Here is a 26,625-nt window from a genome sequence, read left to right as displayed (position 1 = left end):
AGGCTAGGCCTTCGGGGCGTGGAAGCGCTGCTGCGCGTCGACCAGCCCGACCTCGACCAGATGCTCGACCGCGTCGGCGGCGTCGGCGATCAGGATGGGCAGCGTCTGGCGCTCCGTGGCGCCGAACGGATCCAGCACCCAGTCGGCCGGGTCCTGACGGCCCGGCGGGCGCCCGATGCCGACGCGCACGCGGGCGAAGTCCGGCGTGCCGAGCGCCTTGGCGACGTCCCGCACACCGTTGTGACCGCCGTGACCGCCGCCCGCCTTGAGGCGCAGCGTGTCGAACGGGATGTCCAGCTCGTCGTGCACCACGATCACGCGTCCGGCGTCGATGCCGTAGAAGCGGGCGAGGTTCGCGACGGGGCCGCCCGAGACGTTCATGAAGGAGTTGGGCTTGGCGAGCACGAGCTTGGCGGCGCCCGGGCGCAGCCACGTCTCGGCCACGCGCGCGTTGGCCTTGTGCTGCTTGAACGGCGCGCTGCGACGGCCCGCGAGCTCGTCGATCACCATCTGCCCGACGTTGTGACGGGTCGCCTCGTAGCGGGGTCCCGGGTTGCCGAGCCCCACGATCAGCCACGTGTCGGCCATGACTCCTCCTCGTCCTCGATCCTGCCGCAAGAGTCCGCCGCGGACGAGCCGCCGCAGACGGAGAGAGGGGACGCGATCGCTCGCGCCCCCTCTCGTCGAAGATGTGCCGGTGTTACTCGGCGGCCTCCTCCGAGGCGGTCTCGTCCGCAGCCGGAGCCTCTGCGGCCTCGGCCTCGGCCTCGGCGTCGCTCGTGGTGTCGAGCTGCGGGGTCGAGATGGCGACGACGAGCGTCTCGGGGTCGGCGACCAGGGTCGCGCCCTCGGGGAGCTTCACCTCGGCGGCCGTGATGTGGGTGCCGTCCTCCAGGCCCTCGACGTCGACCTCGAGGTGCTCCGGGATGTGGGTCGCCTCGACCTCGATCGACAGCGTCATGGCGTCGAGGTTGGCGATCGTGCCGGCGAAGGGCTCACCCGTCACCACGACGGGGACGTCGACCGTGACCTTCTCGCCCTTGCGCAGGACGACGAGGTCCACGTGCTCGATGACCTGGCGCACCGGGTCGCGCTGCACGTCCTTGACCAGGGCGAGCTGCTTGGTGCCCTCGATGTCGAGCTCGACGATCGCGTTGGCGTGACGCACGAGCAGGAGCGTCTCGTGACCCGGCAGGGCCAGGTGCACGGGCTCGGTGCCGTGGCCGTACAGGACGGCGGGGATCTTGTGCGCGGCGCGCAAGCGGCGGGCGAAGCCCTTGCCGAACTGGGTGCGCACCTCGGTGGTGAGCGTGGTCTGCTCCGACATGATGTGTCTCCTCGTGGCCGCGCCATCCGTTCGATGTCGCGGGGGTCTGTGGCTGCTCGACTCGAACGCAACGCGTGAGGAGAGCCCCGAGGCTCACCCGCGTCGATAACGGCTGAGCACGCGCATGCGCGGCTCGCCCTCGCCGAGGTCGTTTTCCATGGTACCCGACGAACGGGTACGGTGGTGACGCGCTTTGTCCGCGCGCAGAACCGCCCGACGACCGCGATTCCGCGGGCGTCGCCGCACGCCAGGAGCCCCCGTGATCGATCCCTCGCACGTCGTCGCCGGCGTCATCGCCGTCATGTCCCTCACCGCCACGGTCCTGCTGGTCGGCGCGTTCTTCTCGCTCGGCCGCTCGGGCTACCGCAAGGACTGACGCCGCCTCACGGCGTCACGCGGACGCATGTGAGCGCCCGCCCCACTAGCCTGGACCCGACGAGGCCGATTCCGGCACCCGCTCGTCTCCCCCTGTGATCCGTGTGCAAGGAGATCGCGTGACCGACGCTTCCACCACAACCGCCGTCGCCAACATCGGGGTCGTGGGCCTCGCCGTGATGGGCTCGAACCTGGCTCGCAACCTGGCCAGCCGCGAGGGGAACACGGTCGCCGTGTTCAACCGCAGCCGCGCCAAGACCGACCAGCTCGTCGCCGAGCACCCCGAGGCCGGCTTCATCCCGGCGTACTCGTACGAGGAGTTCGCGGCGTCGCTGGCCAAGCCGCGCACGGCGATCATCATGGTGAAGGCCGGCGCCGGCACCGACGCGGTGATCCAGGCGCTGACCGAGGTGTTCGAGCCGGGCGACATCATCGTCGACGGCGGCAACGCCCTGTTCACCGACACGATCCGCCGCGAGAAGGCCGTCCGTGAGACCGGCATCAACTTCGTCGGCGCGGGCATCTCCGGCGGCGAGGAGGGCGCGCTCACGGGCCCGTCGATCATGCCCGGCGGTCCGGAGGAGTCGTGGGTCACGCTCGGCCCGATCCTGAAGTCGATCGCCGCGGTCGCCGAGGGCGAGCCCTGCGTCACGCACGTGGGCACCGACGGCGCCGGCCACTTCGTGAAGATGGTGCACAACGGCATCGAGTACGCCGACATGCAGCTGATCGCGGAGGCGTACGACCTGATCCGCCGCGGCACGGGCAAGACCCCCGCCGAGATCGCCGACGTGTTCGCCGAGTGGAACTCCGGCGAGCTCGAGTCGTACCTGATCGAGATCACCGCCGAGGTGCTGCGCCAGGTCGACGCGGAGACCGGCAAGCCGCTGGTCGACGTCATCCTCGACCAGGCCGGCGCCAAGGGCACCGGCGCGTGGACCGTGCAGACCGCCCTGTCCCTCGGCGTCCCCGTCTCCGGCATCGCCGAGGCCACCTTCGCGCGCTCGCTGTCGTCGCGCCCCGAGCAGCGCGAGGCCGCCGCGGCCCTGCCCGGCCCGGACGAGACCTTCGAGGTCGCCGACGCCGACGCGTTCATCGAGGACGTCCGCCAGGCGCTGTTCGCCTCGAAGATCGTGGCGTACTCGCAGGGCTTCGACGAGATCCGCGCCGGCGCGGCAGAGTACGGCTGGAAGATCGACCTCGGCGCGATCTCGAAGATCTGGCGCGCGGGCTGCATCATCCGCGCCCAGTTCCTCAACCGCATCGCCGACGCCTACGCGGAGACCCCGGACCTGCCGCTGCTCATGTCCGCGCCGTACTTCGCCGACGCGCTCACGCGCGGTCAGGCCGCGTGGCGCCGCGTCGTGATCGCCGCGACCCAGGCGGGCATCCCCTCGCCCGCGTTCTCCTCGTCGCTGGCGTACTACGACGGCATCCGCGCCGAGCGCCTGCCCGCCGCGCTCATCCAGGGCCAGCGCGACTTCTTCGGCGCGCACACGTACAAGCGCATCGACAAGCCGGGCACCTTCCACACGCTGTGGTCCGGCGACCGCACCGAGATCGAGGCCGAGGACACCCACTGACCTCGCGCTGATCCGACGCCGCGTCCCCCTGCCCGCCCCGGGCAGGGGGACGCGGCGTCTCCGGCTCACGCCGGCCGCACGTTGTGGTTGCGCGAGAACACGTTGCGCGGATCCCACTCGCGCTTGACGGCGGCCAGTCGCGCTCGCGCGGCGCATCCGCCATGAGGTCGCGCAGGGCACGGAGCATCGGCCGCGGATCGCCGTCGATTCCCAGCTCGGCCGCCACGACGCCGTCGAGCGGCCGCGCCCGGAAGTCGAATCGGGTCACGCCGCAGAAGTTCCCGCCGCCGCCCCGCAGCGCCCACAGGAGCTCCGGATGGGTCTCGTCGGTCGCCTCGACGACGTCGCCCGCCGCCGTGACGAGCTGGACGCCGGTGAGCTGATCGCACGCCAGGCCCCAGGCGCGCACCATCAGACCGATGCCTCCGCCGAGCGTGAGCCCGCCCACGCCGACCGACGCCGTGTCGCCGGAGCTCAGGCCGAGGCCGCGGTCGGCCAGGGCGCGGGCGACCGCGCCCCAGTGCGCGCCGCCGCCGACGCCGACGCGCGTGCCCTCGACCGTCACGGCGTCGAGGGCGGTGAGATCGAGGGTGAGGCCGCCGGGAACGGAGCCCCAGGCGCTGTGGCCGCCGCTGCGGACCATGACGTCGAGTCCGGCCGCGGTCGCTCCGCGGACCGCCCGGCGGACGTCGTCGAGCGACGTCGCGCGCACGATGGCGTCGGGCTCTCCGATGCCGGAGTGGAAGCGTCGGGCGGCGTCCCAGTCGGGGTCGCCCGGGAGGATCGCGGTGCCGCCGAACGCGGCAGTGAGCTCGGCCGCACCATAGCCGGGCCCTCCGACATCGGACAGTCCCTCCTCCGCCCGGCCGCCCTCGAGAGCGTCGACAATCACACGCGGCGCATAGCCGGCTCCATAGAAAGCTCATAGGTTCGCGGACACAATGGGTCCCATGAGCACCCCGCACGCCTCCCCCGCCCTGCTGCGCGCCGACGGCACGCCCGTCCGCATCCTGGTCGTCGACGACGAGCAGATGCTGACCGACCTGCTGTCGATGGCGCTCAAGATGGAGGGCTGGCAGGTGCGCACCGCCGGCAACGGCTTCGAGGCGCTGCAGGCCGCCAAGGAGTTCAAGCCCGACGCGCTCGTGCTCGACATCATGATGCCCGACCTGGACGGCATGACCGTGCTGCAGCGGCTGCGGCAGGCGGGCGACGACGTGCCCGTCCTCTTCCTCACCGCCAAGGACGCCGTGTCCGACCGCGTCGCCGGCCTGACCGCGGGCGGCGACGACTACGTCACCAAGCCGTTCAGCCTCGAGGAGGTCGTGGCCCGGCTGCGCGCCCTCATGCGGCGCTCCGGCACGGCGCACGCCGCCGAGGACGCCCCCATCCTGCGCGTGGGCGATCTGACGCTGAACGAGGACAGCCACGAGGTGGAGCGCGACGGCACCGAGATCGAGCTCACGGCGACCGAGTTCGAGCTGCTGCGCTTCCTGATGCGCAACGAGCGCCGGGTCGTGTCCAAGGCCCAGATCCTCGACCGCGTCTGGAGCTACGACTTCGGCGGGCGCTCGAGCGTCGTCGAGCTCTACATCTCCTACCTGCGCAAGAAGATCGACGCCGGGCGGGAGCCGCTCATCCACACGGTCCGCGGCGTCGGGTACATGATCAAGGCGCCCCAGTGACGCCCCTCGGCCGGATCCGGAGGCTGCCGCTGTCGTTCCAGGCGCGGCTGATGCTGACGGTGTTCGGCTTCGTCTCGCTCATCTTCGTGATCGTCGCGGCCGTCACGAGCGTGATGCTGAACTCGGTGCTCGAGGAGCGCCTGAGCCAGCAGGTGCGCAGCCTCGTGACGGAGGCCGGCCCGTGGCTCGTCGGATCGGGCGCCGAGGACGCCCCGCGGGTGCTCGACGGCCTCCAGGTGCCGCCCGGCACCGTGCTCGTGCTCGAGACGGCGGACGGCGATCGGAGCGGCGCCTACGTCGACGACCACTTCCAGGTCGAGACCCTGACGGCCGCGCAGCTCTCCGGGCTCAAGCTGGACCGCCCCGAGGGCCAGGAGCAGGTGCGCACCATGACCGTGCGCGGGCTCGGGGAGTTCCGGGTGCAGGCCGGCGAGGTGCCCGGCGGGGTGGTGGTCATGGGCATGTCGACCCAGGAGGTGCGCGCCACGATCGGCGAGCTGCTCACGACGATCACGTTCGCGACCGCGGCGGGGCTGGCCGTGCTCGGCCTCGCGATCACGGTCGTGATCCGTCAGGGCCTCAAGCCCCTGCGCGCGGTCGCCGAGACGGCCCAGCGCGTCGCGCGGCAGCCGCTCGACCAGGGCGCGGTGTCGATCGAGGAGCGCGTGCCGGCCGAGCAGGCGGATGCGCGCACCGAGATCGGGCAGGTGGGCGCGGCGCTGAACACCCTGCTCGACCACGTCGATGCGTCCCTGACCGCGCGGCAGCGCAACGAGGAGAGGATGCGCACCTTCGTCGCGGACGCCAGCCACGAGCTGCGCACGCCGCTCGCGTCGATCCGGGGGTACTCCGAGCTGTCGCTGCGCGATCCGTCCCTGAGCGAGACGACCGGGCAGTCGCTCGAGCGCATCCAGGCGCAGTCCGTGCGGATGACGGGCCTCGTGGAGGATCTGCTTCTGCTCGCCCGCCTGGACGAGGGGCAGGAGCTCGTCTACGGCGCGGTGGACCTCACCCGGCTCACGCTCGAGGCGGTCGCCGATCAGCGCGTCGCCGGGCCCGAGCACGTGTGGCGGGTCGAGGTCGACGAGGCGCCGGTGATCGTGGCGGGCGACGCCGCACGGCTGAGCCAGGTGATCGCGAACCTGCTGGCCAACGCGCGCACCCACACGCCGGCGGGGACCACGGTGACGGCGTCGCTGACGCTCGACGGCACGGGCAGCGCGACGCGCGCGATCCTGCGGGTCCACGACGACGGCCCCGGGATCGATCCCGCGCTGCAGGGCGAGCTGTTCACGCGCTTCGCCCGCGGCGACCGGTCGCGCGCCCGGTCCACCGGCGGCACGGGTCTGGGGCTGGCGATCGTGAAGGCCATCGTCGACGCGCACCACGGCGAGATCCGGGTGACCAGCCGCCCCGGGGACACGACGTTCGAGGTGGCGCTGCCCGCCAAGCCCGTCGATCCGGCCTGAAACCTCAGTATCCGGCGAAGGCGTCCGTGGTCAGGCCGTGGGCGCGGCCGAGGGCGGGCGCGAGGTCCGCGATCAGCGCGGGCGGTCCGGAGACGTACGCGTGGCGCCGCGACAGGTCGGGTACCGCGCGGTGCAGGCCCTCGGCGGTCAGCCGCTCTCCCCCGGCCCAGGTCCAGTGGGCGGGGAGGCCGGCCGGCTCGTCGCGGGTGTACACGACCGTGCGCACGCCGGTGGCCTCGAGGTCCGCGCGGTAGGCCAGCTCGTCGGAGCTCGAGGCGACGTAGATCAGCACGACGTCGCGGGTCTCCCCGGCCAGGCGCAGGTGGCGCAGCTGCGAGACGAACGGGGTGACCCCGATGCCGGCGGCGACCATGAGCACCGGCGTGCGCGGCGACCGCGGCAGCGTGAAGTCGCCCCACACGCCGGTCACGGCCAGCACGTCGCCCGGCCGGGCGGCGGCGAGCGCCCGCTTGTAGCTCGAGGCGGTCCCCGTCCGGCTCTCGCGGAACGCGATCCGGATCTCCGGCAGGTCCTCGGGCGCCGACGAGATCGAGAACTCGCGGCGCGTGCCCCGCGCGTCCGGATGGCGGTGCGGCACATCCAGCTCGAGGTACTGCCCCGGCTCGAACCGCACGGGGCGCTTGGCGGTGAAGGCCAGCTCCTGCACGGTCGGCGTCAGCGCCGTGCGGCGCCGCAGCGTGAGGCGGACCGCGCCGCGCGCCGCGAACGCGAAGGCGATCAGGTTGCCGATCAGCAGCGCCCGCTCCTGGCCGAGCGTGATGACGCCGAGCGGGATCGGCCATCCGGCGAGGGCGCCGACCGCGACCGCCACGAGGTACTGCTGCCACCGGCGCGGCGGCAGGGTGAGCGGCTCCGAGAGCATGAACGCGCCGAGGAACAGGTACGGCGACTGCACGAGCACCGCCTGCAGCAGCGTCTCGAGCGGCATCGCGGCGCCGGCCGCGTAGAGCTGCGCGATCGTCCGGCCGGCCGCGACCACCACCGCGACGCCGTAGAACAGGGCGACGACCCGCAGCTTCTCGGTGCGCCACAGCACGAGGACGCTCACGAGGAGCAGCGGCGCGAACAGCGCGGGCGTACCGACCCACCACGCCGAGCCTCCCAGCGTGGACAGGGTGGCCGCGGTCGCGCCGACCGCCGCCGGGTTCAGGATGTGCCGGCCGCGCCAGACGATCAGGTACTTCGACAGCGACGCCGCGGCGGCCGCGATCGCGGCTCCCGCCAGCGTCGCGACGTCCAGGCCGGGCCGCACCACGAACACCAGGATGGCGGCGGTGATGAGCGTCGACTCGGGGCGCCAGACGAGCCGCAGGATGCGGTGAGCGACCACGTCGACCGCGGCGCCCACCGCGACCAGCACGGCGGCCGTCGCCAGCAGCTCGGCGGGCGACGGCAGGACGAGCCCGAAGAACGACAGCGCGAGCGCGACCAGCGTGAGCACGCCCAGCGCGAGCAGCACCAGCCGGTACATGGACAGGCGCCCCAGCTGCCGCATGCCGCGCTGGTAGACGGCCGTCAGGCGTCCGATCATGTGAACAGCTCCGCTTCTCCCCGCTCGATGCGCGATCCCAGCGACCATTCTGCGCGGCCGTCGGTCAGCATCCGCACCCAGTCCACGCCGTGGGCGTGCGCGTACTCCGGCCCGGCCTCGAAGAACAGCGCGGTCGCGGCGGCGTCCGCGCTCATGGCCGTCTCGGCCAGCGCCCAGGTCGCGGCGACCGTGCGCACGGGAGCCCCGGTGCGGGCGTTCAGCACGTGATGCAGGCCGTCGCCCCACGCGCGACGATTGGCGGCGGATGCGCACAGCGCGCCGTCCGCGACCGTGATCACGCCGATCGCGCGGCGCGGGTCGTACGGGTGCTCGAGCGCGACGCGCTGCGGCATGCCGCACACGCGCAGGTCGCCGCTCGCGTCGACGACCGCGGGACCGGGGATGAGCTCGGCGACCCGGTCGATCAGGCGCCCCTTGCCGAGCGCGCCGACATCGATCGTGGCGCGGCCGCGGAGGCGCAGCGTCCCGTCGCGCCAGTCCGCCGGCGCCGCGACGGGGTCCTGGGCGCGCAGCGAGTACGCGGCGTCGTAGCCGAGCCTCTCGAGCGAGGCTCCGACGAGCGGGTTCACGGCGCCGCCGGTCGCGCGGCCGAGCTCGGCGTATGCGTCGAGCATGGCGGCCGCGTCGGGAGGAGCGGGGACCTCTCCCCCGGGCGCCAGCCGGGCGACGAGCGAGTCGCCGCGGAACCTCGACCATGCGGCGTCGAAGGCCGCGATGAGGCCGCTCACGCCGTCGCGGACGTCGTCAGGCAGCGGCTCCGGGGTGTCGATCCGCCAGCCGGTGCCGATGGCGTCGAAGCGCCACGTCGCCGTCATCGGGACGCGGCCATCTCAGGCCGCCGCGTCCTGCTTGATCCGCTTGATCGCCTCGTTGAAGCCGCCGCTCGTGAGCGAGGAGCCAGCCACCCGGTCGACGGCCAGCTCGTCGATGTCGACGCCCACGACCTCGTCCGCGATGCCCGCGATGAACTGGCCCTGGTACTGCCGGCTCTCGCGCGCCTGCGGATCGCCCGTGACCTCGACCGCCGTGACGATGTCGTCCTCGAGCGTGACCGTGACGGAGACGGTCTCGATCGTCTCGGGCGTCTGATAGCTGCCCTCGGCGGTGTAGGTGCCGTCGGCGTATGCGGGCTCGGCCGAGGCGGTCTCCGACGTCTCGGTGCCCGTGCTCTCGGCGGGCGGCTCGTCGTCAGTCGAGGCGCCCACGGTCACGGCGCCGCAGCCGGCGAGCGCGATGACGCCCGCGACTCCTGCGAGAGCGGCGCCGGTGCGTGCGGATCGGTTCATGTCGGTCCCCTGTCGTCGGTGCCGCCTCCGCGGCCGTGACTCCATCCTGGCCGACGTCTCCCGGCACCGGATCGGCACCGGTTATGAATCCCCTCTGCGCTCGCGCGCCGGGGGCGGACTGTCAGGCCGCGCCGTCGAACATGCTCGTGACCGAGCCGTCGTCGAAGACCTCGCGGATGGCGCGGGCGAGCAGCGGCGCGGCCGACAGGACCGTGAGCTTGTCGAAGCGCTGCTCGGGCGACAGCGGCAGGGTGTCGGTCACCACGACCTCGTCGATCGCGGCGTCCTGCAGGCGCTCGGCGGCCGGGGGGCTGAAGATCGCGTGCGTCGCGGCGACGATGACCTTGCGGGCGCCGTTGGCCTTGAGGGCCTGGGCGGCCTTCACGATCGTGCCGCCGGTGTCGATCATGTCGTCGACCAGCAGGCACGTGCGGCCCTCGACCTCGCCGACGATGTCGTGCACGGTGACCTGGTTGGCGACCTTGGGGTCGCGGCGCTTGTGGATGATGGCGAGCGGCGCGCCGAACTCGTCGGCCCACGTGTCGGCGACGCGCACGCGGCCCATGTCGGGCGACACGACCGTCAGGGTCTCGCGGTCCTCGCCCTGCAGCGACTCCTCGAAGTAGCGCGCGAGGATCGGCTTGGCGAACAGGTGGTCGACCGGGCCGTCGAAGAAGCCCTGGATCTGCGCGGCGTGCAGGTCGACGCTCATGATGCGGTCCGCGCCGGCGGTCGCGATCAGGTCGGTGACGAGGCGCGCCGAGATCGGCTCGCGGCCGCGGCCCTTCTTGTCCTGACGCGAGTACGGGTAGTACGGCGCGACCACGGTGATCCGCTTGGCCGACGCGCGCTTGAGCGCGTCGAGCATGATCAGCATCTCCATGATCCACTCGTTGACCGGCTGGCCGAACGTCTGGACCACGAACACGTCGCAGCCGCGCATCGACGTCTCGAAGCGCGTGTAGATCTCGCCCGAGGCGAAGGTGCGGCGCTCGGTGGGCGCGACCTCGATGCCGAGCTGGTGCGCGATCGCGTCCGCCAGCTCCGGGTGGGATCCCCCCGAGACGACCACCAGACGCTTCTTGGTCTTGGTGACGATCCCCGGGGCGATGCCCCGCTGGCGCTCGTCGTCAGTGGTCGTCTTGCTCTTGCGCGCCATCGGCCGCCTTCTCTGCGCTCCGGGCGCGCGCCGCGGCGTCGGCCGCGGCGGTGCCCGCTCGGTTCTTCTCCACCCACCCCTCGATGTTGCGCTGAGGGGCGACGCTCAAGGCCAGGGCACCGGCCGGGACATCCTTGCGGATCACGGCTCCGGCCCCCGTCTTGGCGCCGGCCTCAATCCTAACCGGCGCCACGAACACGTTGTGCGAGCCGGTGTGGACCTCGTCGCCGATCACGGTGCGGTGCTTGGCGATGTCGTCGTAGTTCGCGGTGATCGCGCCCGCGCCGAGGTTCACGCCGCGGCCGATCGTCGTGTCGCCGACGTACGACAGGTGCGGCACCTTGCTGCCCTCGCCGATCTGGGAGTTCTTCACCTCGACGTACGTGCCGACCTTGGCCCCGGCGGCGAGCTCGGCGCCCGCCCGCAGGTAGGCGAAGGGCCCGACGTTCGCGCGCGGCCCGATCACGGCGAGCGTCGCGTCGGCGCGCCGCACGACCGCGTCCTCGCCGACCTCGCAGTCGACCAGCGACGTGTCGGGGCCGATCGTGGCGCCCTCCGCGATGGTGGTCGCGCCGAGGATGTGGGTGTTCGGCAGGATCGTGACGTCCGGCGCCAGCGTGGCGGTGTCGTCGATCCACGTGGTCGCGGGGTCCTGGATCGTGACGCCCTCGCGCTGCCAGCGGCGCACGATCCGGGCGTTCAGGATGGCCGCCGCCTCCGACAGCTGCACGCGGTCGTTCACGCCGAGCGCGACGCGCGCGTCCTCGGCCGCGCGCGCCGCGACCTGGCGGCCCGCCTCGCGCAGCAGGCGGATGACGTCGGTCAGGTACATCTCGCCCTGCGCGTTCGCGGTGCCGACCTGCGCGAGGCTCTCGCGCAGCGTCCGCGCCCGGAACACGTACACGCCCGCGTTGATCTCGGCGACCGCCGCCTCATCCTCGGTCGCGTCCTTCTGCTCGACGATCCGCAGCACCGAGCCGTCGGCGTCGCGGATGACGCGGCCGTACCCGCTGGGGTCGTCGAGCGTGGCGCTCAGCAGCGTGGCCTCGGCCGCGGCGGCGCGGTGCTCCTCGATCAGCGCGGCGAGCGCGTCCGTCTCGAGCAGCGGCACGTCGCCGCTCAGCACGAGCACGTCGCCGTCGAAGTCCGCCGGCAGGCCCTCGACCGCGAGCTGCACCGCGCGCCCGGTTCCCGGGATGTCGTCCTGGTCCACGACCTCGACGCCCGGGATGTCCTCGAGCTCCTGCACGACGCGGTCGCGCTCGTGCCGCACCACCACCCGCACGACCGAGGCGGGAAGCTGCTGTGCGGTGTGGAGCACATGCCCCAGCAGCGTGCGCCCGCCGATGGGGTGCAGCACCTTGGGTGTGCGCGAGCGCATCCGGGTGCCCTGCCCCGCCGCCAGGATGACGATCGCCAGGCTCTGAGTCGTCGCTTCGCTGTTGCTCATGCTCCGCCACCAGGATTCGAACCTGGTCCTCACAGCTCCAAAGGCTGTCGTGCTGCCGTTACACCATGGCGGACCGCGGCATGATCCGGAGGTCCCGGGGCCGCTCGGTCAAGTCTGCCATTCTTGAGGGATGGCATCCGAGACGGACGAGGTCGACCGCATCGTCGACGCGTGGACGCACCAGCGCCCCGACCTCGACTTCTCGCCCATGGAGGTGCTCTCGCGCGTGGACCGCCTGTCGCGGCACCTCGACCGGGCGCGCCGCGAGGCGTTCCGCCGCACCGACATCGAGCCGTGGGAGTGGGACGTCCTCTCCGCGCTGCGGCGTGCGGGGGCGCCGTACCAGCTCAGCCCGAAGCAGCTGCTGCAGCAGACGCTGGTCTCGAGCGGCACCATGACCAACCGGATCGACCGGCTCGTCGGACGCCGGTTCGTGCGCCGCGAGGCGGATCCGGACGACGGCCGCAGCGTGCTCGTGACCCTGACGGAGGACGGCCGGGTGCGGGTGGACGCCGCGATCACGCGGCTGATGGACGCCGAGGCCGAGCTGCTGCGCCGCCTCAGCGCCGCCGACCGCGACCGGCTCGCCGCGCTGCTGCGCCGCCTCTCGCTCGGCTTCGACACGGCACCCGAGGCCTGATCCCGCCCGAGACTGCAATCCCCCGCCGAGACCGCTGTGGACCACCGCTGTCTCGGCGGTGCGATGCAGTCTCGGCGGTGCGATGCTGTCTCGCGAGGGTGGCAGAGCCTCAGCCCGTCTGCCCTCAGCCCGTCTGCTCTGTGAGCTCGAACCAGCGCTCCTCGAGCTGGGCGACCTCGTCCTGGAGGGCGCCGATCGCCTCCATCTCGCGCGCGAGGCCCGCGTAGTCGGACTGGTCGTGCTCGGCCAGCGCCGTGCGGGCGGCGTCGATCTGCTCCGTGAGCCGGCCGATGCGGCGCTCGAGCGCCGCGATCTCCTTCTGCGCGGCGCGGAGCTCGGCGCCGCTGAGGGCGGGCTCCACGGCAGCGGCCGTCGCGGCGGCGGGCTTCGCCGCCGGCGCCGCCTGCTCGAGCTGCCGCAGGCGCAGGTACTCGTCCACGCCGCCGGGGAGGTGACGCAGCCGGTGGCCGAGGATCGCGTACTGCTGGTCGGTGACGCGCTCCAGGAAGTACCGGTCGTGCGAGACGACGATGAGCGTGCCCGGCCATGAGTCGAGCAGATCCTCCATGGCCGCGAGCATGTCGGTGTCGAGGTCGTTGGTGGGCTCGTCCAGGATCAGCACGTTGGGCTGATCGAGCAGGATGAGCAGCAGCTGCAGGCGGCGCTTCTGCCCGCCCGAGAGATCCTTGACCGGCGTCGACAGCTGCGCGCTCGAGAAGCCCATCCGCTCCAGCAGCTGGCCGGGCGAGAGCTCCTGCGCCTTGGAGCCGGAGCCGAACGTGTACGTCGTGCGCAGGCGCGAGATCACCACCCGGACCGGCTCGTCGAGGTGCTCCTCCAGCTCGTCCAGGCGCTGCGTGAGCGTGGCGACCTTGACGGTCTTGCCGCGCTTCACGCGGCCGTCGGTGGGCGCGACCGCGCCGGAGATCAGGCCCAGCAGGGTCGACTTGCCGGCGCCGTTCACCCCCAGGATGCCCGTGCGCTCACCGGGCGCGAGCCGCCACTCGACCCGGTGCAGCACCTCCCGCTCGCCGTAGGACACCGACACGTCGAGCAGGTCGACGACGTCCTTGCCGAGGCGCGAGACGGCGAGCGACTGGAGCTCGGTCCTGTTCCGGATCTCGGGCACGTCCTCGATCAGCTGGTTGGCCGCGTCGATCCGGAACTTCGGCTTCGAGGTTCGCGCGGGAGCCCCGCGGCGCAGCCACGCGAGCTCCTTGCGCGCGAGGTTCTGGCGCCGCTGCTCGATCGCCGCGGCCTGACGGTCGCGCTCGACGCGCTGCAGGATGTACGCGGCATAGCCGCCCTCGAACGGCTCGACGATGCGGTCGTGGACCTCCCACGTGGCCGTGCACACCTCGTCCAGGAACCAGCGGTCGTGGGTCACGGTCAGCAGCCCGCCCGCGTTCGGCGCCCAGCGCCGCTTGAGGTGCTCGGCGAGCCAGGCGATCGCCTCGACGTCGAGGTGGTTGGTGGGCTCGTCGAGCGCGAGCACGTCCCAGTCCCCCGCGAGCAGCTTCGCGAGCGCGACCCGGCGCCGCTGCCCGCCCGAGAGCGTGCCGAGTCGGGCGTCCCAGGGCAGGTCGCCGAGCAGCCCCGCGATCACGTCGCGGACCTTCGGGTCCCCGGCCCACTCGTGCTCGGGGGTGTCGCCCACGACGGCGCCGCCGATCGTGTCGTCGTCGTCGAGCGTGTCTGCCTGGTCCAGGACGCCGATCCGCACGCCGCCGCGCACCGTGACCCGGCCGGCGTCGGGCTCCCGGCGGCCCGCGAGCATCGCCAGCAGGCTGGACTTGCCGTCGCCGTTGCGGCCGACGATGCCGATGCGGTCGCCCTCGTTCACGCCGAGCGAGACCGAGTCGAAGACCACCTTGGTCGGGTATTCGAGGTGCAGGGCCTCAGCCCCGAGAAGATGCGCCATATCCCCTCCAGCGTAGGCGAGCCGCGGTGTATCAGACCGCGGGGCGCCCTCTCCTGACACCCGTCGGGACCGGGCCCCAGCCCTCCCGCATCCACGACGCGATCTGCCATCCCGAGGAGGACGCATGAGCTTCGACGTGAGCGTGCCCGCATGACCACGGTCGGCATCGCCGCCGCGCGACTCCTGCCCGCTCCCCCCGTCCTGGGCGCCCACCCGGCCTCCGCCCCGGCCGACGACGCCCTCCCGGCGTTCGACGCGCCCGTGCCCGTCGCGCGCGCCTCGCTGTCGCGACGGCGCGCGAGGGACGCGTCGCACCGCCGCCGCCTGCTCGTCACCGACGCGGCCATGGCATCCGGAGCCTGCGCGGCGGTCGCGCTCGCGTCTCCGGCCCTCGCGGCACCCGCCGCCGCGACCGCCGCGCTCTGGTGCGCCTGCCTGGTGCTGGCGCGGTCGCACGACCCCTGGCTCACGCCCCGCGGCGAGCTGGCGCGCGTGGCGGCGGCGACCGCCGCTGCCCTCGGCCTGATCGCGGTCGCGGCCGTGGCCGGCGTCCTGCCGCTCGATGCGGCGCGCGTGGTCCTCGCCGTGGGCGCGCCCATCGGTGCCGTCGCGATCGCGACCGGCAGGATCGCGTGGCGCTCGCTGCGCGGATCCAGCCCGGCGCGGGCCGTCGTGGTCGGACGCGCGGCCGACGTCGCGACCGTCGAGCACGAGATCGCCCGCATCGCGGCGTCGCCCGTGCGGGTGTGCGGAGCGGTCGTGTTCGATGCCGACGACGCGGGCGACGCCGTCGTCGGGACGGTCGCCGACGCGGTCGACCGCGTGTCGGCGGACACCGTGCTCGTCGCAGGAACGCCGGATGGAGTCCCGGCGTTCCTGCGACGGCTCGCCTGGGCCGTGGAGGGCCGGGCGGCCGACGTGCTGTCATGGAGCGGGTTGACCGACGTCGCCGCCGCGCGGCTGTCCGTCTCGGCATCCGGTGCGCTCCCGATGCTGCGCCTGCGCGTCGCCCGGTACGACGGTCCGCGCCGCGCCGCGCAGCGGGTGTTCGACGTGGTCGTCGCGTCGCTCGCGCTCATCCCGGTCGGCCTGCTCGCGGTGCCGATCGCGATCGCCATCCGGCTCGACTCCCCCGGCCCCGTCCTCTACCGGCAGGAGCGCATCGGCGAGGGCGGGCGGCCGTTCCGCATGCTGAAGTTCCGCTCCATGAGCGTCGACGCCGACCGGCGCTCGGCCGCGCTGATGGCGCTCAACGACGCCGCCGGCCCCCTGTTCAAGGTGCGCGAGGACCCGCGCGTGACGCGCGTCGGCCGCGTCCTGCGGCGCTGCTCGCTCGACGAGCTGCCGCAGTTCTGGAATGTGCTGCGCGGCGACATGAGCGTGATCGGGCCCCGTCCCGCGCTGCCCCGCGAGGTCGCGCAGTACACCGAGGACGAGCGGCGCCGGCTGTACGTGCGGCCCGGGATCTCGGGCCCGTGGCAGGTCGGCGGGCGCAGCACCCTGAGCTGGGAAGACGGGATCCGCCTGGACCTCGGCTACACCGAGAACCGGTCGATCCCCGGCGACGTCGCGCTGCTGTTCCGCACGGTCACGGCGGTCCTCACGGCGCGCGGCGCCTTCTGACGCCCTGGAGGCGGATGTCGCCGGGCGCGCGCAGCTCGCGCCAGGGCTCGGCGCGCGCGGCGGGCGGCACGACGTCCGCCGCGATCAGCGGTCCGAGATCGAGCCGGGCCAGGCCCGCGAGGTCGGCGATCGGCACCTGGAAGGTGCGGAACGGCCCGAGGTCGGGCGTCCGGTCCGCCGCGACGCCGCGGTCGAGGTCGTCGCGATCGAGCACGGGCGACTGGTCGAGCACGAACCCGGCGGCGCGCAATTCGGCGCCCCGGCACCACGCGGCGATCTTGAAGAACCGCAGCGGGATGCGGATGCCGCGGTACGGGATGTCGCGCTCGCCCAGCACGGGTGCCGTGAGCACCGAGATCCGCAGGTCGTTCGCGTCGGCGTACTCGAGCACGTGGTCCTCGAGCCCCACCCACAGCTCCTGGGACTGGTTGAAGCCGGAGGCCTGCGGCGCGGCGTTCGTGTAGTGGAACGTGTCGCTGTCCGCGCGGCGGGCGTCCGGGCCCCACACCGGGTCGCGGCGGCGCACCAGGTGACCGCGGTCGAGGTCGTTGCGGGCATACACCTCCGGGCCCGCCTGCCACTCCGCGGGGATCCGGTCGTCGAGCCGCCAGTCATCGCCGCGCGGCACGTCGACGAGCTCCGCTCCCGCGACGTTCACGGCGGTGAGCCGCGCGAGGCGCCGATCGCGGTCGAGGAGCACCGTGAAGTGCGTGTAGTCGAGCCGCACGGCGTCCGCCGCCTCCGGCAGCGGCAGCGGCGCGTCCAGGAACCCGTCGTCGTAACCCTCGGCCATGCCCCGACGCTATCGGCACCGTCCGACACGACGGGGGCCGCCGGGTGAACACCCGGCGGCCCCTGTGATCGCGCGCGTCCGGGTCAGTACGACTCGACGATCTCCAGCAGGCTCGGCACGTTGGCGTACGCCTCGGCGGCGTTCTCCTTCGTGACGATGACCGGCTCGAGCAGGTACGCGGGGACGACCTTCACGCCGTTGTCGTACTGCTCGGTGTCGTTGACGTCGACCTCCTCGCCGGCCTGCAGCTGACCGATCATCTTGATGGTCTGCTCGACCAGGAGCGTCGTGTCCTTGTTGATCGTGGAGTACTGGCGGTCCTCCATGATCCAGCGCACCGACTCGGCCTCCGAGTCCTGACCGGTCACGACCGGCTGCTTCTTGCCCGCCTGCTCGACCGAGGTCAGGATGGCGCGGGCCAGCGTGTCGTTCGGCGAGAGCACGCCGTCGAGCTCGGTGTCGCCGCTGTAGGTCGACGTGAGCAGGCTGTCCATGCGCTCCTGCGCGTTCTCGGCGAGCCAGCCCTGGGTCGCGGTCTGCGCGATGTCGGTCTGGCCCGAGGCGACCACCAGCGTGCCGTCGTCGATCTTCGGCTGCAGCACGCTCATGGCGCCGTCGAAGAAGACGGCCGAGTTCGCGTCGTCGGGCGAGCCCGAGAACAGCTCGACGTTGTACGGGGCGTCGTGGCCGGCCTTGGCCTCGAGGCCCTCGAGCAGCGCCTGGCCCTGCAGCTCGCCGACCTTGAAGTTGTCGAAGGCGACGTAGTAGTCGACGGCCTCGGTGTTCTCGATCAGGCGGTCGTACGCGATCACCGTGACGCCGGCGTCCTTGGCGGCCTCGAGCTGGGTGCCCAGCTGCTTGCCGTCCTTCGCGCCGACCACGATGACCTTCGCGCCCGACGTGACCATGGCCTGGATCTGGTTCTGCTGCTCGGCGACCGTGTTGCTCGCCGGGGCGTACTGGACGTCGGCCTGGAAGCCGGCCTCCTCGAGGCCCTCGGTGAACAGGTCGCCCGCGAGCACCCAGTTCTCGCTGGTCTTGTCGGGCAGCGCCACGCCGATCGTGGCGCCGGCCTCGAAGCCCGCGGGGGCCTCGGTCTCGCCGGGGGCGGCGCCGCCGCCGCGCTCCGAGGAGCACCCCGTCAGGCCCAGCGCCAGCGCTGCGACCGCCGCCGTGGCGGTGAGAGCGATCTTCTTCATGCGATTCGTGTCACTTTCTGTGTGTGCGGGACGGAGAGCGCGGCTCAGCTGCGAGTCGCGTTCTCCTTCTTCCCGGCCGCGTCCGCGGCGGCGGGGGTCTTGATGTCGCCGGAGAAGTCGGCGACGGCCTTGCGTCGGTTCATGAGGAAGCCGATGACCGAGGGACGGCCCTGCTGCTTGTTCCAGACGTCGACGCCGACCGCGACCAGCAGCACGAGGCCCTTGATCATCGACACCATGTCGGCCTGGACGCCGAGCAGCAGGAGGCCGTTGTTGAGGAAGGCCATGACCAGGCCTCCGATGATGGAGCCGATCACGGTGCCGATGCCGCCCGAGACGGCCGCGCCGCCGATGAAGACCGATGCGATCGCGTCGAGCTCCCAGCCGTTGCCGTCCTGCGGGCCCGAGGCGCCCGCGCGGGCGACGTAGATCATGCCCGCGATCGAGGCCAGCACCGACATGTTCATCATCACGAAGAAGTCGACCCACCGGTCCTTCACGCCCGACAGGCGCGCGGCCTGGCGGTTGCCGCCGACCGCGTAGATGTGGCGGCCGAACACGGTGCTGTTCGTGAGGAACGAGTACACGATCACCAGGACCAGCAGGATGATGCCGGCGATCGGGAAGCTCGTGCCGGGGCGTCCGTTGGCGAACATCCATCCGGCCCACAGGATCGCCGCGGACAGCGCGACGGTCTTGACGACGCTGACCCAGAGGGGCGCCTTGGCGGCGCCCATCTTCGTCTGGATGCGGCGCAGGCGCACCTCGTTGAACACGATCCAGGCGACGCCCGCGAGGGCCAGCACCATCGTGAGCACGTTGAAGTTGAGGGGCACCGCGAGCTCGGGCAGGTAGCCCGCGCCGATGTACTTGAAGTCGGCCGGGACCGAGACCGTCGTCGACTGGCCGATCCACTGGTTGGCGCCGCGGAAGAACAGCATGCCCGCCAGCGTCACGATGAACGCCGGAACGCCCACGTACGCGACCCAGAAACCGTGCCACGCTCCGACCAGCACGCCCACGCCGAGGCCCAGCACGATCGCGAGCGGCCAGGGCAGGCTCCAGTCCGCCATGGCCTTGGCGACGATGATGCCCGTGAACGCCGCGACCGAGCCGACCGACAGGTCGATGTGACCCATGATGATCACCATCACCATGCCGATCGCCAGGATCAGGATGTACGAGTACTGGTTGACGACGTTGATCAGGTTGCCGCTCGAGAGCGTCAGGCCGGCGCCCTTGAACACGAGCGTGAGCACCTGGAACAGCAGGATGATCACGATCAGGCTGCCCAGGATGCCGAACTGGCGCAGCGTGGACTGGCCGCCGCCGCCGAACATCGCGCGGATGTCGCTGAGGTGGAAGCCGCGCTTGGCGGACGGGGTGCTGGCGGTGTCGGTCATGCGTTCGCCTTCGATGCGGGGTCGTTCAGGGGACGGAGCGAGGTCATGCTGCGCATGAGCGCCTCGGGTGTGGCGTCTCTGGCGTCGAGGCAGTCGGTGACCCGCCCCTCGAACACCGTGTAGATGCGGTCGCTGATGCCGAGCAGCTCGGGCAGCTCGCTCGAGATCACGATCACGCCCTTCCCGCTGGCCGCGAGCTCGTTGATGATCGTGTAGATCTCGTACTTGGCTCCCACGTCGATGCCGCGGGTCGGCTCGTCGAGGATCAGCAGGTCCGGGTCGGTGAACATCCACTTGGCCAGGACGACCTTCTGCTGGTTTCCGCCCGACAGCGTCGCGACGCCGACGTCGACGCTCGGGGTCTTGATGCGCAGCGCCTTGCGGTACTCCTCGGCCACCGTGTGCTCGAGCCGCTCGTCGACGACGCCGCGGCGGGAGATCTTCGACAGCTTGGCCGCGACGGTCGAGCGCTTGATCGTGTCCAGGAGGTTCAGCCCGAGCACCTTGCGGTCCTCGCTCACATAGGCGAGGCCGTGACGGATGGCCGAGGGGACGTCCGGGAGCGTGATCTCCCGGCCGTCCTTGACGATCGTGCCGGAGACGTACTCGCCGTACGAGCGGCCGAAGATGCTCATCGCGAACTCGGTCCGCCCGGCGCCCATGAGGCCCGCGATGCCGACGACCTCGCCCCGGCGCACCTCGATGCTGGAGCCCTTGACCACGAAGCGCTCCGACACGGTCGGGTGGCGGACCACCCAGTCGCGGACCTCGAAGAAGACCTCGCCGATGTGCGACTCGCGGTCCGGGTACCGGCTCTCGAGCGAGCGGCCCACCATGCCGCGGATGATGCGGTCCTCGTTGATCTCGCCCTTGGTGATGTCGAGCGTCTCGACCTTGCGGCCGTCGCGGATGATCGTGATCTCGTCGGCGATCTGCTCGATCTCGTTGAGCTTGTGGCTGATGATGATCGACGAGATGCCGCGGCCCTTGAGCCCGAGGATGAGGTCGAGCAGGTGCTGCGAGTCGTCCTCGTTGAGCGCCGCGGTCGGCTCGTCGAGGATCAGCAGCTTGACGTCCTTGTTGAGCGCCTTGGCGATCTCGACCAGCTGCTGCTTGCCGACGCCGAGGTGCTTGATCGCGGTGTCGGGGTCCTCCTCGAGGCCCACGCGCGCCAGCAGCTCGACCGCGCGCGACCGCGCCGCGCGCCAGTCGATCGCGATGCCCGCGCGCACCTCGTTGCCGAGGAAGATGTTCTCGGTGATCGACAGCTCGGGGATCAGCGCGAGCTCCTGGTGGATGATCGCGATGCCCGCCGCCTCGCTCGCGCGGATGTCGCGGAAGCGCATCTCCTCGCCGCGCAGCAGGATGTCGCCCGTGTACGTGCCGTAGGGGTACACGCCCGAGAGCACCTTCATGAGCGTGGACTTGCCCGCGCCGTTCTCGCCGCAGATCGCGTGGATCTCGCCGGCCTTGACGGTCAGGCTCACGTGCGCGAGCGCCTTGACGCCCGGGAACTCCTTCGAGATGTCCCGCATCTCCAGGATGGGCGGGGACACCGTCGGCACGGCTGCCGTATTGCTCACATCGACCTCGCTGTCTGTGTCACACGCGCTCCGTGTGACCGTTCACATCGCAGTACATCGTGCACCGGCCGCCCGGCCATGTCAAGCACGGGGCGAGAAGTCAGCTGCGCCAGGGCGCCGCGGACGAGGCGCGCACGAGCAGCTCGGGCTGGAGCTGCCCGAAACGGGGCGGCTCCTCGCCGCGGATGCCCGCCAGCAGCAGCTCGACCGCGCGGCGGCCGAGCTCCGCGAAGTCCTGGTGCACCGTGGTGAGCGGAGGCCACACGTGCTTCGCGACCGGGATGTCGTCGAACCCGACCACGCTCACGTGGCCGGGAACGTCGAGCCCGGCGTCGCGGAACCCGTGCATGAGGCCGATCGCCATGAGGTCGTTGGCGGCGAACACGGCCGTGAAGTCGCCGCGCCGCGCCAGCTCGACCCCGGCGAAGTGGCCGAAGTCCGCGGTCCAGTCGCCCCGGATGGGCGCGATCGTCGGCAGATCGGCGTCGAGCAGCGCGTCCAGGTAGCCGCGCATGCGCGACTCGGCCTCGATCCAGTCCTGCGGTCCGGCGAGGTGGACGATGTCGCGGTGGCCCAGCTCGATCAGGTGGGCGGTCGCGAGCCGGGCGCCCTCCACCTGGTCCGCCGCGAGACTCTCCCCCGTGGCCCCGGAGGCGGTCTGGAGGCTCACGAAGGGGACGTCGATCGCCATGCCGCGCAGCACGTGGAACACCCGCACCTGCGGCGCGAGCACCACGATGCCGGCGATCTGCTCGCGCAGGAGCTGGCGCACGGCGGCGCCGATCGCCTCGGGCGTCGTGTCGGGCAGGTTCACGGTGGTGACCGAGTACCCCTCGACGCGGGCGGCCTCCTCGATCGTCGCGATCGACGACGCGGGACCGAACTCGCCGATGGTCGCCGACATCACCCCGATGACGTTCGAGCGGCTCGTGACGAGCGCGCGGGCCGCGAGGTTCGGCCGGTAGTCGAGCACCGCGATCGCGTCGAGCACCCGCTGCTTGGTCTCGGGGCGGATGCTCGGGTGGTCGTTGAGCACGCGCGAGACCGTCTGATGCGAGACGCCGGCGAGGCGCGCCACGTCGCGGATGCTCGGCACGGCGGAACGCCGGCCCGGCGTGCGCTCCATCGCCTGCTCCACAGTCCCCACCAGCCTCAGTGCTGCGCGAGCGCTCGCTGCTCGCCTGCCGTCGCCGTGGATCGCCCACGGCACTCATGTGTACGTTCACACACGGTCCCGATCATCATGCCAGGATCCCGCGAGGGCCGCACCCCGGGAGCCGCCGAGCGATCGAGACGCTCAGCGGAACCAGTCGAGGGTGCGACCGTGCTGGTGCGCCGCGGCGGCCGGCGCGCCGTCGATCGCGAGCACCAGGCGGCCCGCCGTCACGCCCTCCCCCGCGACGCCGGGGACGACGCCCGGGACCTCGCTCGACACCCAGTGGCACCGGCCCGCGGCGACCCGCGCGCGCATGGCGTCCGCGAAGGCCGCGCGGTCGTCGGCCGACAGGTACATGGCGACCACCGTGTGGAACACGACGACGACTGCGTCCGGAGCCTCCGCGCCCGCCCGGTCGATCAGATCGTCGAGGTCGACGAGCAGGTCGCCGCGCACGAGCGGCGGCGGGTCCACGCGCGTCAGCCGGATCGCCGTGCGCAGCTGCGCCCGGCGATCGTCCTCCTCCGGCCACACGAGCGTCTCCAGCCAGGCCATCTGCTCGTCGTCCCGCACGTCGAGCGGGTTGAGGTCGAGCCCGGTGCGCCATGCCACGGTCGGCACGCGGTCCGGGAGGGGCGCGGAGCCGGTCACGTCGCACGAGAGCACCCCGCCGCCGTCGGGCGGCGGAATGCGCTTCTCACCCGCCGGCGTGCGCCAGGCGTAGCCCCACCGGTCGGGAACCAGGCACAGCCCCGCCGAGGGACCGACCTCGATCAGCGCGAGCGGGCGGTCCCCCGCCACCGCCGCGAACGCCGGCACCAGGGTCGCCATCCGCCCCGCCTCGTTCGTCTGCGTCGCGTGGCTCAGGATGGTCGCACGGATCGAGCCGTCGTCGGCCAGCAGGGCGCGCCGCAGGCCCTCATAGGGCCCGGGCGCGGGGACGCCATGCCGCCGTGCCGCGGCGAAGACCAGATTCGGCTGCCGCTTGACCGGCGGAAGGCTCTCGAGCCAGGCCACCACGTCGGCGTCCGCAGCGACGCGGCGCGCCCACCTCGCGAAACTCGGCGACGACCCGTCGGCGTAGTCCGCGAACTCCGCGTACATCGCGGGGACGTCGCCGTCGAGCCGCATGGCTCAGTCCAGGCCGTGCTCGGCGAGCCACTCCGCCGCGATGTCCGCCGCCGACCGCTGCTCGACCGTGTTCTGGACGTTGAGCGCCACCAGGCCCTCGGGCGTGAGCGCCTCGCTCACGGGGTCGATGACCGGCGCGATCTCGTCGGCGACGTCGCCGGAGGCGATCGGCACGACGTTCGACGCGAGGAACAGCCCCTCGGGGTCGGCGAGCGGCACGAGGTCCTCGGTCTCGATGCGCGGGTCGGCCGTGAACACGTTGGCGACGTCGATCGTGCCGGCGAGCAGGTCCTCGACCGTGGTGTCGCCCGTCGCCGAGAACTCGAGCTCCACCCCATAGACCTCGGCCGCCCCGTCGGGGCCGTACGGGCGCTCCTCGAGCTCGGGCGGACCGCCGAGCGTGAGGGGCCCCTCGACGTCCGCGAGGTCCCCGATCGTCTCCAGTCCATGCTCGTCCGCGAATGCCCGGGTCACGGTGTAGGAGTCCTGATCGGTCGCGCTGGACATCGCGAGCGGGGTCAGCCCCTCCGGCAGCGCGTCGCCGAGCGCGGCGTACACGTCGTCGGCCGTGCGGGCCTCGGTGTCCTCGTCGTAGAACTGCAGCAGGTTGCCGGTGTACTCGGGGAACAGGTCGATCTCGCCGCTCTCGAGCGACGGGAGGTACGCGTCGCGCTGCCCGATGTTGAAGCGCCGCTCGACCGTGTAGCCCTCGGCCTCGAGCGCCTGCGCGTAGATCTCCGCGATGACCTCGTTGGACGGGTACGCCTGCGAGCCCACCACGATCGCCTCGTCGCCCGCCGGGGCGGAGGCGTCGCCCGAGGGCTCCGCGAGCGGGTCGCTCGAGCCGCAGCCCGCCAGGACGAGCGCGAGCCCCGCGCCGAGGACGCCCGCGATGGCCGCGCGCGTGGCGCGTGAGTGTCGAGTGCCGATCATGCCTGCCGCCTTCCTGCCTGGCCGTCCACCGGCCGTGTGAGTGTGTGTCGCGGTCGATCCGAGCCTACGCCGGGGCGCCGACAAGGGGGCGGGACGCCGGGCCGCGCCCGGCCCGGCGGAGATGGCCGGGCGCGGCGGCGCGCTGCAGCAGCGCGAACACCGCGTCCAGCAGGAGGGCGAGGGCCGCCACGGCGATCGCTCCGCCCAGCACCTGCTCGAACCGGCGCAGCTGCAGCCCCTGGAGGATGTCGAAGCCGAGCCCGCCGAGGTTCACGTAGGCCGCGAGCGTCACGGTCGCGACGACCTGCAGCACGGCCGAGCGGATGCCCGCGACCAGCAGCGGCAGTCCGAGGGGCGCCTCCACGCGCCACAGCACCTGCCATCCGGTCATGCCCTGCGCGCGCGCCGCGTCGATCGTCGCGCGGTCCACGGCCTGCAGTCCCGCGTACGCGCCGGCGAGGATCGACGGGATCGCCAGCAGCACGAACGCGATCAGCGCCGCCTCGGGCTTGTTGGTCACGCCCAGCAGCAGCACGAGCAGCAGGATGAGCCCGAAGGACGGGATGGCGCGTGCGGCGCCGGCGAGACCCACGGCGATCTCGCGGCCGCGCCCGGTGTGGCCGATGGCCCATCCCGCCGGGACCGCGATCGCCGCGGCGATCGCGACCGCCGCGAACGTGTACGCCAGGTGCACCAGGACGGCGCGGGGAAGGGAGCCGGATCCCTCGAGCCGCTCGGGCGAGAGCAGCCAGGCGAGCGCCTCGAGCAGCAGGTTCATGCGAGGGCTCCCGCCGCGCGGCCTGCGCCCGCGGCGTGCGCGCGCGTCCAGGGCATGAGGGCGCGGCCCGCGAGCTGCAGCAGCAGGTCGACCGCCAGCGCGACGAGCGCCACCGCGACCACGCCCGCCAGGATCTCCTCGACGATGCGGCGCTGGAAGCCGTTCGTGAACAGGTACCCGAGGTTGGTCACGCCGATCAGGATGCCGACCGTCGCGAGCGCGATCGTGCTCACGGCCGCGACCCGCACGCCCGCGAGGATCACGGGACCCGCGAGCGGCAGCTCGACGCCCCAGAAGCGGCGCGCCGGGCCGTACCCCACGGCGACCGCGGCGCGGCGCACGTCCGGGTCAACCGAGTCGAACCCGTCGGCGACCGCGCGCACGAGGATCGCGACCGCGTAGATCGTGAGGGCCAGCAGCAGGTTCAGCTCGCTGAGGGCGCTGATCCCGAACACGACCGGCAGCAGCGGCAGGAGCGCGAGCGAGGGCAGCGTGTACAGCAGGCCCGTCGCGACGATCAGCGGGCCGCGCACCAGCCGCCAGCGGTGCGCGATCCAGCCGAGCGGCAGCGACACCGCGAGGCCCCACACGATCGGCAGCACGCTGTGGCGCAGGTGCTCCAGCGTGAGCGCCGCGATCAGTCCCGCGTTGTCGGCCACCCAGCTCATCCGCGCGGCGCCCCCTCCTCGCGCAGCACGCCGTGCACGCGGCCGGCCGCGTCGACGATCACCGTGGCGCCGTCCGAGCGGCGCAGCGTCAGCTCGCGGTCGCCGCCGGCGATGCCCACGAACTCCGCGACGAAGTCGTCGGCCGGCGCCGCGAGGATCTCCTCGGGCGTGCCCTTCTGGGCGATGCGGCCGCCGGCGGCCAGGATCACGACCTCGTCGCCGAGCAGGAACGCCTCGTCCACGTCGTGCGTGACGAACAGGATGGTCTTGCCCAGCGTCTGCTGCAGCCGCAGCAGCTCCTGCTGCAGCTCGCGCCGCACGATCGGGTCCACCGCGCCGAACGGCTCGTCCATCAGCAGGATGTTCGGGTCTCCCGCAAGGGCCCGCGCCACTCCGACGCGCTGCTGCTGGCCTCCCGACAGCCGGCCCGGGTACCGGTCGGCCAGGCGCCCGTCGAGCCCCACGGTGTCCATCAGCGCGCGGGCGCGCTCGCGCGCCTCGCGCCGCGGCACGCCGTTGAGCACCGGCACGGTCGCGATGTTGTCGATCACGCGCACATGCGGCAGCAGGCCCGCCTGCTGCATGACGTACCCGATGCCGCGTCTGAGCGCCACGGGATCCCGGTGGCGGACGTCGTCGTCGTCGATCAGCACGGCGCCCGAGGTGGGCTCCACCATCCGGTTCACCATGCGCAGCAGCGTGGTCTTGCCCGAGCCGGAGGAGCCCACCAGCACCACCGTGCGGTGGGACGGCACGATCAGGCTGACGTCGTCGACGGCGACGGACTCGCCCGCGCCGTCAGGGTAGGTCTTCCGGACGGATCGGAACTCGATCACGGCACTCCTGACGTCGGTCGGACGGGCGTCCCTGTCGGACTCCCTCGGACTCTA

General features: G+C 72.5%; 24 protein-coding genes, 1 tRNA gene and 1 pseudogene. 5 read left to right on the top strand and 21 right to left on the bottom strand.

Annotation, left to right across the window (positions count from 1 at the left end; all coding sequences use genetic code 11):
* Positions 1-3: 3 nt before the first annotated feature.
* The gene (gene pth / locus ACYVGN_RS00245; protein ID WP_460788021.1) at positions 4-588 is read right to left on the bottom strand and encodes an aminoacyl-tRNA hydrolase; all 585 of its coding nucleotides are present in this window, start codon (positions 586-588) and stop codon (positions 4-6) included.
* A gap of 112 nt (positions 589-700) precedes the next feature.
* Positions 701-1,327 (bottom strand): 50S ribosomal protein L25/general stress protein Ctc, encoded by a 627-nt coding sequence (locus ACYVGN_RS00240; protein ID WP_460788019.1) that lies wholly within the window; start codon positions 1,325-1,327, stop codon positions 701-703.
* A gap of 494 nt (positions 1,328-1,821) precedes the next feature.
* Between ACYVGN_RS00240 and gndA the strand changes: the two genes are divergently transcribed.
* The gene (gene gndA / locus ACYVGN_RS00235) at positions 1,822-3,285 is read left to right on the top strand and encodes an NADP-dependent phosphogluconate dehydrogenase (protein ID WP_460788017.1); all 1,464 of its coding nucleotides are present in this window, start codon (positions 1,822-1,824) and stop codon (positions 3,283-3,285) included.
* Positions 3,286-3,350: 65 nt separating this feature from the next.
* On the opposite strand, the gene ACYVGN_RS00230 is transcribed toward gndA, so the two are convergent.
* The gene (locus ACYVGN_RS00230; RefSeq protein WP_460788312.1) at positions 3,351-3,590 is read right to left on the bottom strand and encodes a BBE domain-containing protein; all 240 of its coding nucleotides are present in this window, start codon (positions 3,588-3,590) and stop codon (positions 3,351-3,353) included.
* 86 nt (positions 3,591-3,676) lie between these two features.
* Positions 3,677-3,997, bottom strand: a pseudogene (locus ACYVGN_RS00225) (FAD-binding protein); the annotation flags it as partial.
* Positions 3,998-4,235: 238 nt separating this feature from the next.
* On the opposite strand from ACYVGN_RS00225, the gene ACYVGN_RS00220 reads away from it, so the two are divergent.
* Both ACYVGN_RS00220 and ACYVGN_RS00215 read left to right on the top strand, forming a co-directional pair.
* Positions 4,236-4,970 carry a response regulator transcription factor gene (locus ACYVGN_RS00220; protein ID WP_460788016.1) on the top strand — a complete coding sequence of 245 codons (735 nt, stop codon included), beginning with the start codon at positions 4,236-4,238 and terminating at the stop codon, positions 4,968-4,970.
* Positions 4,967-6,439: a sensor histidine kinase gene (locus ACYVGN_RS00215; RefSeq protein ID WP_460788014.1), complete on the top strand. Its 1,473-nt coding sequence runs from the start codon at positions 4,967-4,969 to the stop codon at positions 6,437-6,439. Before ACYVGN_RS00220 ends, ACYVGN_RS00215 begins: the two co-directional genes overlap by 4 nt.
* A 4-nt stretch (positions 6,440-6,443) precedes the next feature.
* Here the strand turns inward: ACYVGN_RS00215 and ACYVGN_RS00210 are convergent, their stop codons facing one another.
* The 6 genes from ACYVGN_RS00210 to ACYVGN_RS00185 form a co-directional block, all read right to left on the bottom strand.
* Positions 6,444-7,991: an FAD-dependent oxidoreductase gene (locus ACYVGN_RS00210; protein WP_460788013.1), complete on the bottom strand. Its 1,548-nt coding sequence runs from the start codon at positions 7,989-7,991 to the stop codon at positions 6,444-6,446.
* Positions 7,988-8,827, bottom strand: a complete 840-nt coding sequence (locus ACYVGN_RS00205; RefSeq protein ID WP_460788011.1) for an FAD:protein FMN transferase — start codon at positions 8,825-8,827, stop codon at positions 7,988-7,990. The genes ACYVGN_RS00210 and ACYVGN_RS00205 overlap by 4 nt, the downstream gene beginning before the upstream one ends.
* A 15-nt stretch (positions 8,828-8,842) precedes the next feature.
* A complete protein-coding gene (locus ACYVGN_RS00200; RefSeq protein ID WP_460788010.1) occupies positions 8,843-9,298 on the bottom strand; it encodes an FMN-binding protein in 456 nt (151 codons plus the stop codon).
* Between the two features lie 121 nt (positions 9,299-9,419).
* A complete protein-coding gene (locus tag ACYVGN_RS00195) occupies positions 9,420-10,457 on the bottom strand; it encodes a ribose-phosphate diphosphokinase (RefSeq protein ID WP_460788009.1) in 1,038 nt (345 codons plus the stop codon).
* Positions 10,429-11,907 carry a bifunctional UDP-N-acetylglucosamine diphosphorylase/glucosamine-1-phosphate N-acetyltransferase GlmU gene (gene glmU / locus ACYVGN_RS00190; protein WP_134745623.1) on the bottom strand — a complete coding sequence of 493 codons (1,479 nt, stop codon included), beginning with the start codon at positions 11,905-11,907 and terminating at the stop codon, positions 10,429-10,431. Before glmU ends, ACYVGN_RS00195 begins: the two co-directional genes overlap by 29 nt.
* A gap of 1 nt (position 11,908) precedes the next feature.
* A tRNA-Gln gene (locus ACYVGN_RS00185) sits at positions 11,909-11,980 on the bottom strand.
* Between the two features lie 57 nt (positions 11,981-12,037).
* Between ACYVGN_RS00185 and ACYVGN_RS00180 the strand changes: the two genes are divergently transcribed.
* Complete coding sequence (locus tag ACYVGN_RS00180; RefSeq protein WP_055989981.1) at positions 12,038-12,547, top strand: MarR family winged helix-turn-helix transcriptional regulator; 510 nt, start codon at positions 12,038-12,040, stop codon at positions 12,545-12,547.
* Between the two features lie 124 nt (positions 12,548-12,671).
* On the opposite strand, the gene ACYVGN_RS00175 is transcribed toward ACYVGN_RS00180, so the two are convergent.
* Positions 12,672-14,468 carry an ABC-F family ATP-binding cassette domain-containing protein gene (locus ACYVGN_RS00175; protein WP_460788007.1) on the bottom strand — a complete coding sequence of 599 codons (1,797 nt, stop codon included), beginning with the start codon at positions 14,466-14,468 and terminating at the stop codon, positions 12,672-12,674.
* 150 nt (positions 14,469-14,618) lie between these two features.
* Here ACYVGN_RS00175 and ACYVGN_RS00170 point away from each other — a divergent pair, with 150 nt between their 5' ends.
* Positions 14,619-16,091, top strand: a complete 1,473-nt coding sequence (locus ACYVGN_RS00170) for a sugar transferase (RefSeq protein ID WP_460788005.1) — start codon at positions 14,619-14,621, stop codon at positions 16,089-16,091.
* Here ACYVGN_RS00170 and ACYVGN_RS00165 read toward each other — a convergent pair.
* From ACYVGN_RS00165 to ACYVGN_RS00120, 10 genes are all read right to left on the bottom strand, one after another.
* A complete protein-coding gene (locus tag ACYVGN_RS00165) occupies positions 16,069-16,884 on the bottom strand; it encodes a DNA/RNA non-specific endonuclease (RefSeq protein ID WP_460788003.1) in 816 nt (271 codons plus the stop codon). The two genes, ACYVGN_RS00170 and ACYVGN_RS00165, sit on opposite strands and share 23 nt — an antisense overlap.
* An 83-nt stretch (positions 16,885-16,967) precedes the next feature.
* Positions 16,968-18,083, bottom strand: coding sequence for a substrate-binding domain-containing protein (locus tag ACYVGN_RS00160; RefSeq protein ID WP_055989994.1), 1,116 nt, complete (start codon positions 18,081-18,083; stop codon positions 16,968-16,970).
* A 44-nt stretch (positions 18,084-18,127) separates the two neighbouring features.
* On the bottom strand, positions 18,128-19,486 hold the full coding sequence (gene mmsB, locus ACYVGN_RS00155) for a multiple monosaccharide ABC transporter permease (RefSeq protein WP_134745619.1): 1,359 nt from the start codon (positions 19,484-19,486) through the stop codon (positions 18,128-18,130).
* Positions 19,483-21,021 carry a multiple monosaccharide ABC transporter ATP-binding protein gene (mmsA, locus tag ACYVGN_RS00150; protein ID WP_055990621.1) on the bottom strand — a complete coding sequence of 513 codons (1,539 nt, stop codon included), beginning with the start codon at positions 21,019-21,021 and terminating at the stop codon, positions 19,483-19,485. The genes mmsB and mmsA overlap by 4 nt, the downstream gene beginning before the upstream one ends.
* A gap of 148 nt (positions 21,022-21,169) precedes the next feature.
* Positions 21,170-22,195, bottom strand: a complete 1,026-nt coding sequence (locus ACYVGN_RS00145; RefSeq protein ID WP_460788310.1) for a LacI family DNA-binding transcriptional regulator — start codon at positions 22,193-22,195, stop codon at positions 21,170-21,172.
* Positions 22,196-22,366: 171 nt separating this feature from the next.
* On the bottom strand, positions 22,367-23,356 hold the full coding sequence (locus ACYVGN_RS00140) for a DUF2332 family protein (RefSeq protein WP_460788002.1): 990 nt from the start codon (positions 23,354-23,356) through the stop codon (positions 22,367-22,369).
* A gap of 3 nt (positions 23,357-23,359) precedes the next feature.
* A complete protein-coding gene (locus ACYVGN_RS00135; protein ID WP_460788000.1) occupies positions 23,360-24,289 on the bottom strand; it encodes an ABC transporter substrate-binding protein in 930 nt (309 codons plus the stop codon).
* Between the two features lie 64 nt (positions 24,290-24,353).
* On the bottom strand, positions 24,354-25,067 hold the full coding sequence (locus tag ACYVGN_RS00130; RefSeq protein ID WP_460787999.1) for an ABC transporter permease: 714 nt from the start codon (positions 25,065-25,067) through the stop codon (positions 24,354-24,356).
* Positions 25,064-25,735: an ABC transporter permease gene (locus ACYVGN_RS00125; RefSeq protein WP_460787998.1), complete on the bottom strand. Its 672-nt coding sequence runs from the start codon at positions 25,733-25,735 to the stop codon at positions 25,064-25,066. The genes ACYVGN_RS00130 and ACYVGN_RS00125 overlap by 4 nt, the downstream gene beginning before the upstream one ends.
* A complete protein-coding gene (locus ACYVGN_RS00120) occupies positions 25,732-26,571 on the bottom strand; it encodes an ATP-binding cassette domain-containing protein (protein WP_460787996.1) in 840 nt (279 codons plus the stop codon). The genes ACYVGN_RS00125 and ACYVGN_RS00120 overlap by 4 nt, the downstream gene beginning before the upstream one ends.
* Positions 26,572-26,625 lie beyond the last annotated feature (54 nt).

It is taken from the genome of Microbacterium lacusdiani (assembly GCF_054779895.1).
Note: the sequence above shows the minus strand (reverse complement) of the source record. Positions and strands in the feature narration are given on the sequence as shown.

Bases quoted from the DNA above. Each gene is read 5' to 3' on its own strand.
- pth (WP_460788021.1), bottom strand. From the start codon at position 588: ATGGCCGACACGTGGCTGATCGTGGGGCTCGGCAACCCGGGACCCCGC.
- ACYVGN_RS00240 (WP_460788019.1), bottom strand. From the start codon at position 1,327: ATGTCGGAGCAGACCACGCTCACCACCGAGGTGCGCACCCAGTTCGGC.
- ACYVGN_RS00220 (WP_460788016.1), top strand. From the start codon at position 4,236: ATGAGCACCCCGCACGCCTCCCCCGCCCTGCTGCGCGCCGACGGCACG.
- ACYVGN_RS00210 (WP_460788013.1), bottom strand. From the start codon at position 7,991: ATGATCGGACGCCTGACGGCCGTCTACCAGCGCGGCATGCGGCAGCTG.
- ACYVGN_RS00205 (WP_460788011.1), bottom strand. From the start codon at position 8,827: ATGACGGCGACGTGGCGCTTCGACGCCATCGGCACCGGCTGGCGGATC.
- ACYVGN_RS00200 (WP_460788010.1), bottom strand. From the start codon at position 9,298: ATGAACCGATCCGCACGCACCGGCGCCGCTCTCGCAGGAGTCGCGGGC.
- ACYVGN_RS00195 (WP_460788009.1), bottom strand. From the start codon at position 10,457: ATGGCGCGCAAGAGCAAGACGACCACTGACGACGAGCGCCAGCGGGGC.
- glmU (WP_134745623.1), bottom strand. From the start codon at position 11,907: ATGAGCAACAGCGAAGCGACGACTCAGAGCCTGGCGATCGTCATCCTG.
- ACYVGN_RS00180 (WP_055989981.1), top strand. From the start codon at position 12,038: ATGGCATCCGAGACGGACGAGGTCGACCGCATCGTCGACGCGTGGACG.
- ACYVGN_RS00175 (WP_460788007.1), bottom strand. From the start codon at position 14,468: ATGGCGCATCTTCTCGGGGCTGAGGCCCTGCACCTCGAATACCCGACC.
- ACYVGN_RS00170 (WP_460788005.1), top strand. From the start codon at position 14,619: ATGACCACGGTCGGCATCGCCGCCGCGCGACTCCTGCCCGCTCCCCCC.
- ACYVGN_RS00165 (WP_460788003.1), bottom strand. From the start codon at position 16,884: ATGGCCGAGGGTTACGACGACGGGTTCCTGGACGCGCCGCTGCCGCTG.
- ACYVGN_RS00160 (WP_055989994.1), bottom strand. From the start codon at position 18,083: ATGAAGAAGATCGCTCTCACCGCCACGGCGGCGGTCGCAGCGCTGGCG.
- mmsB (WP_134745619.1), bottom strand. From the start codon at position 19,486: ATGACCGACACCGCCAGCACCCCGTCCGCCAAGCGCGGCTTCCACCTC.
- mmsA (WP_055990621.1), bottom strand. From the start codon at position 21,021: ATGCGGGACATCTCGAAGGAGTTCCCGGGCGTCAAGGCGCTCGCGCAC.
- ACYVGN_RS00145 (WP_460788310.1), bottom strand. From the start codon at position 22,195: ATGGAGCGCACGCCGGGCCGGCGTTCCGCCGTGCCGAGCATCCGCGAC.
- ACYVGN_RS00140 (WP_460788002.1), bottom strand. From the start codon at position 23,356: ATGCGGCTCGACGGCGACGTCCCCGCGATGTACGCGGAGTTCGCGGAC.
- ACYVGN_RS00135 (WP_460788000.1), bottom strand. From the start codon at position 24,289: ATGATCGGCACTCGACACTCACGCGCCACGCGCGCGGCCATCGCGGGC.
- ACYVGN_RS00130 (WP_460787999.1), bottom strand. From the start codon at position 25,067: ATGAACCTGCTGCTCGAGGCGCTCGCCTGGCTGCTCTCGCCCGAGCGG.
- ACYVGN_RS00125 (WP_460787998.1), bottom strand. From the start codon at position 25,735: ATGAGCTGGGTGGCCGACAACGCGGGACTGATCGCGGCGCTCACGCTG.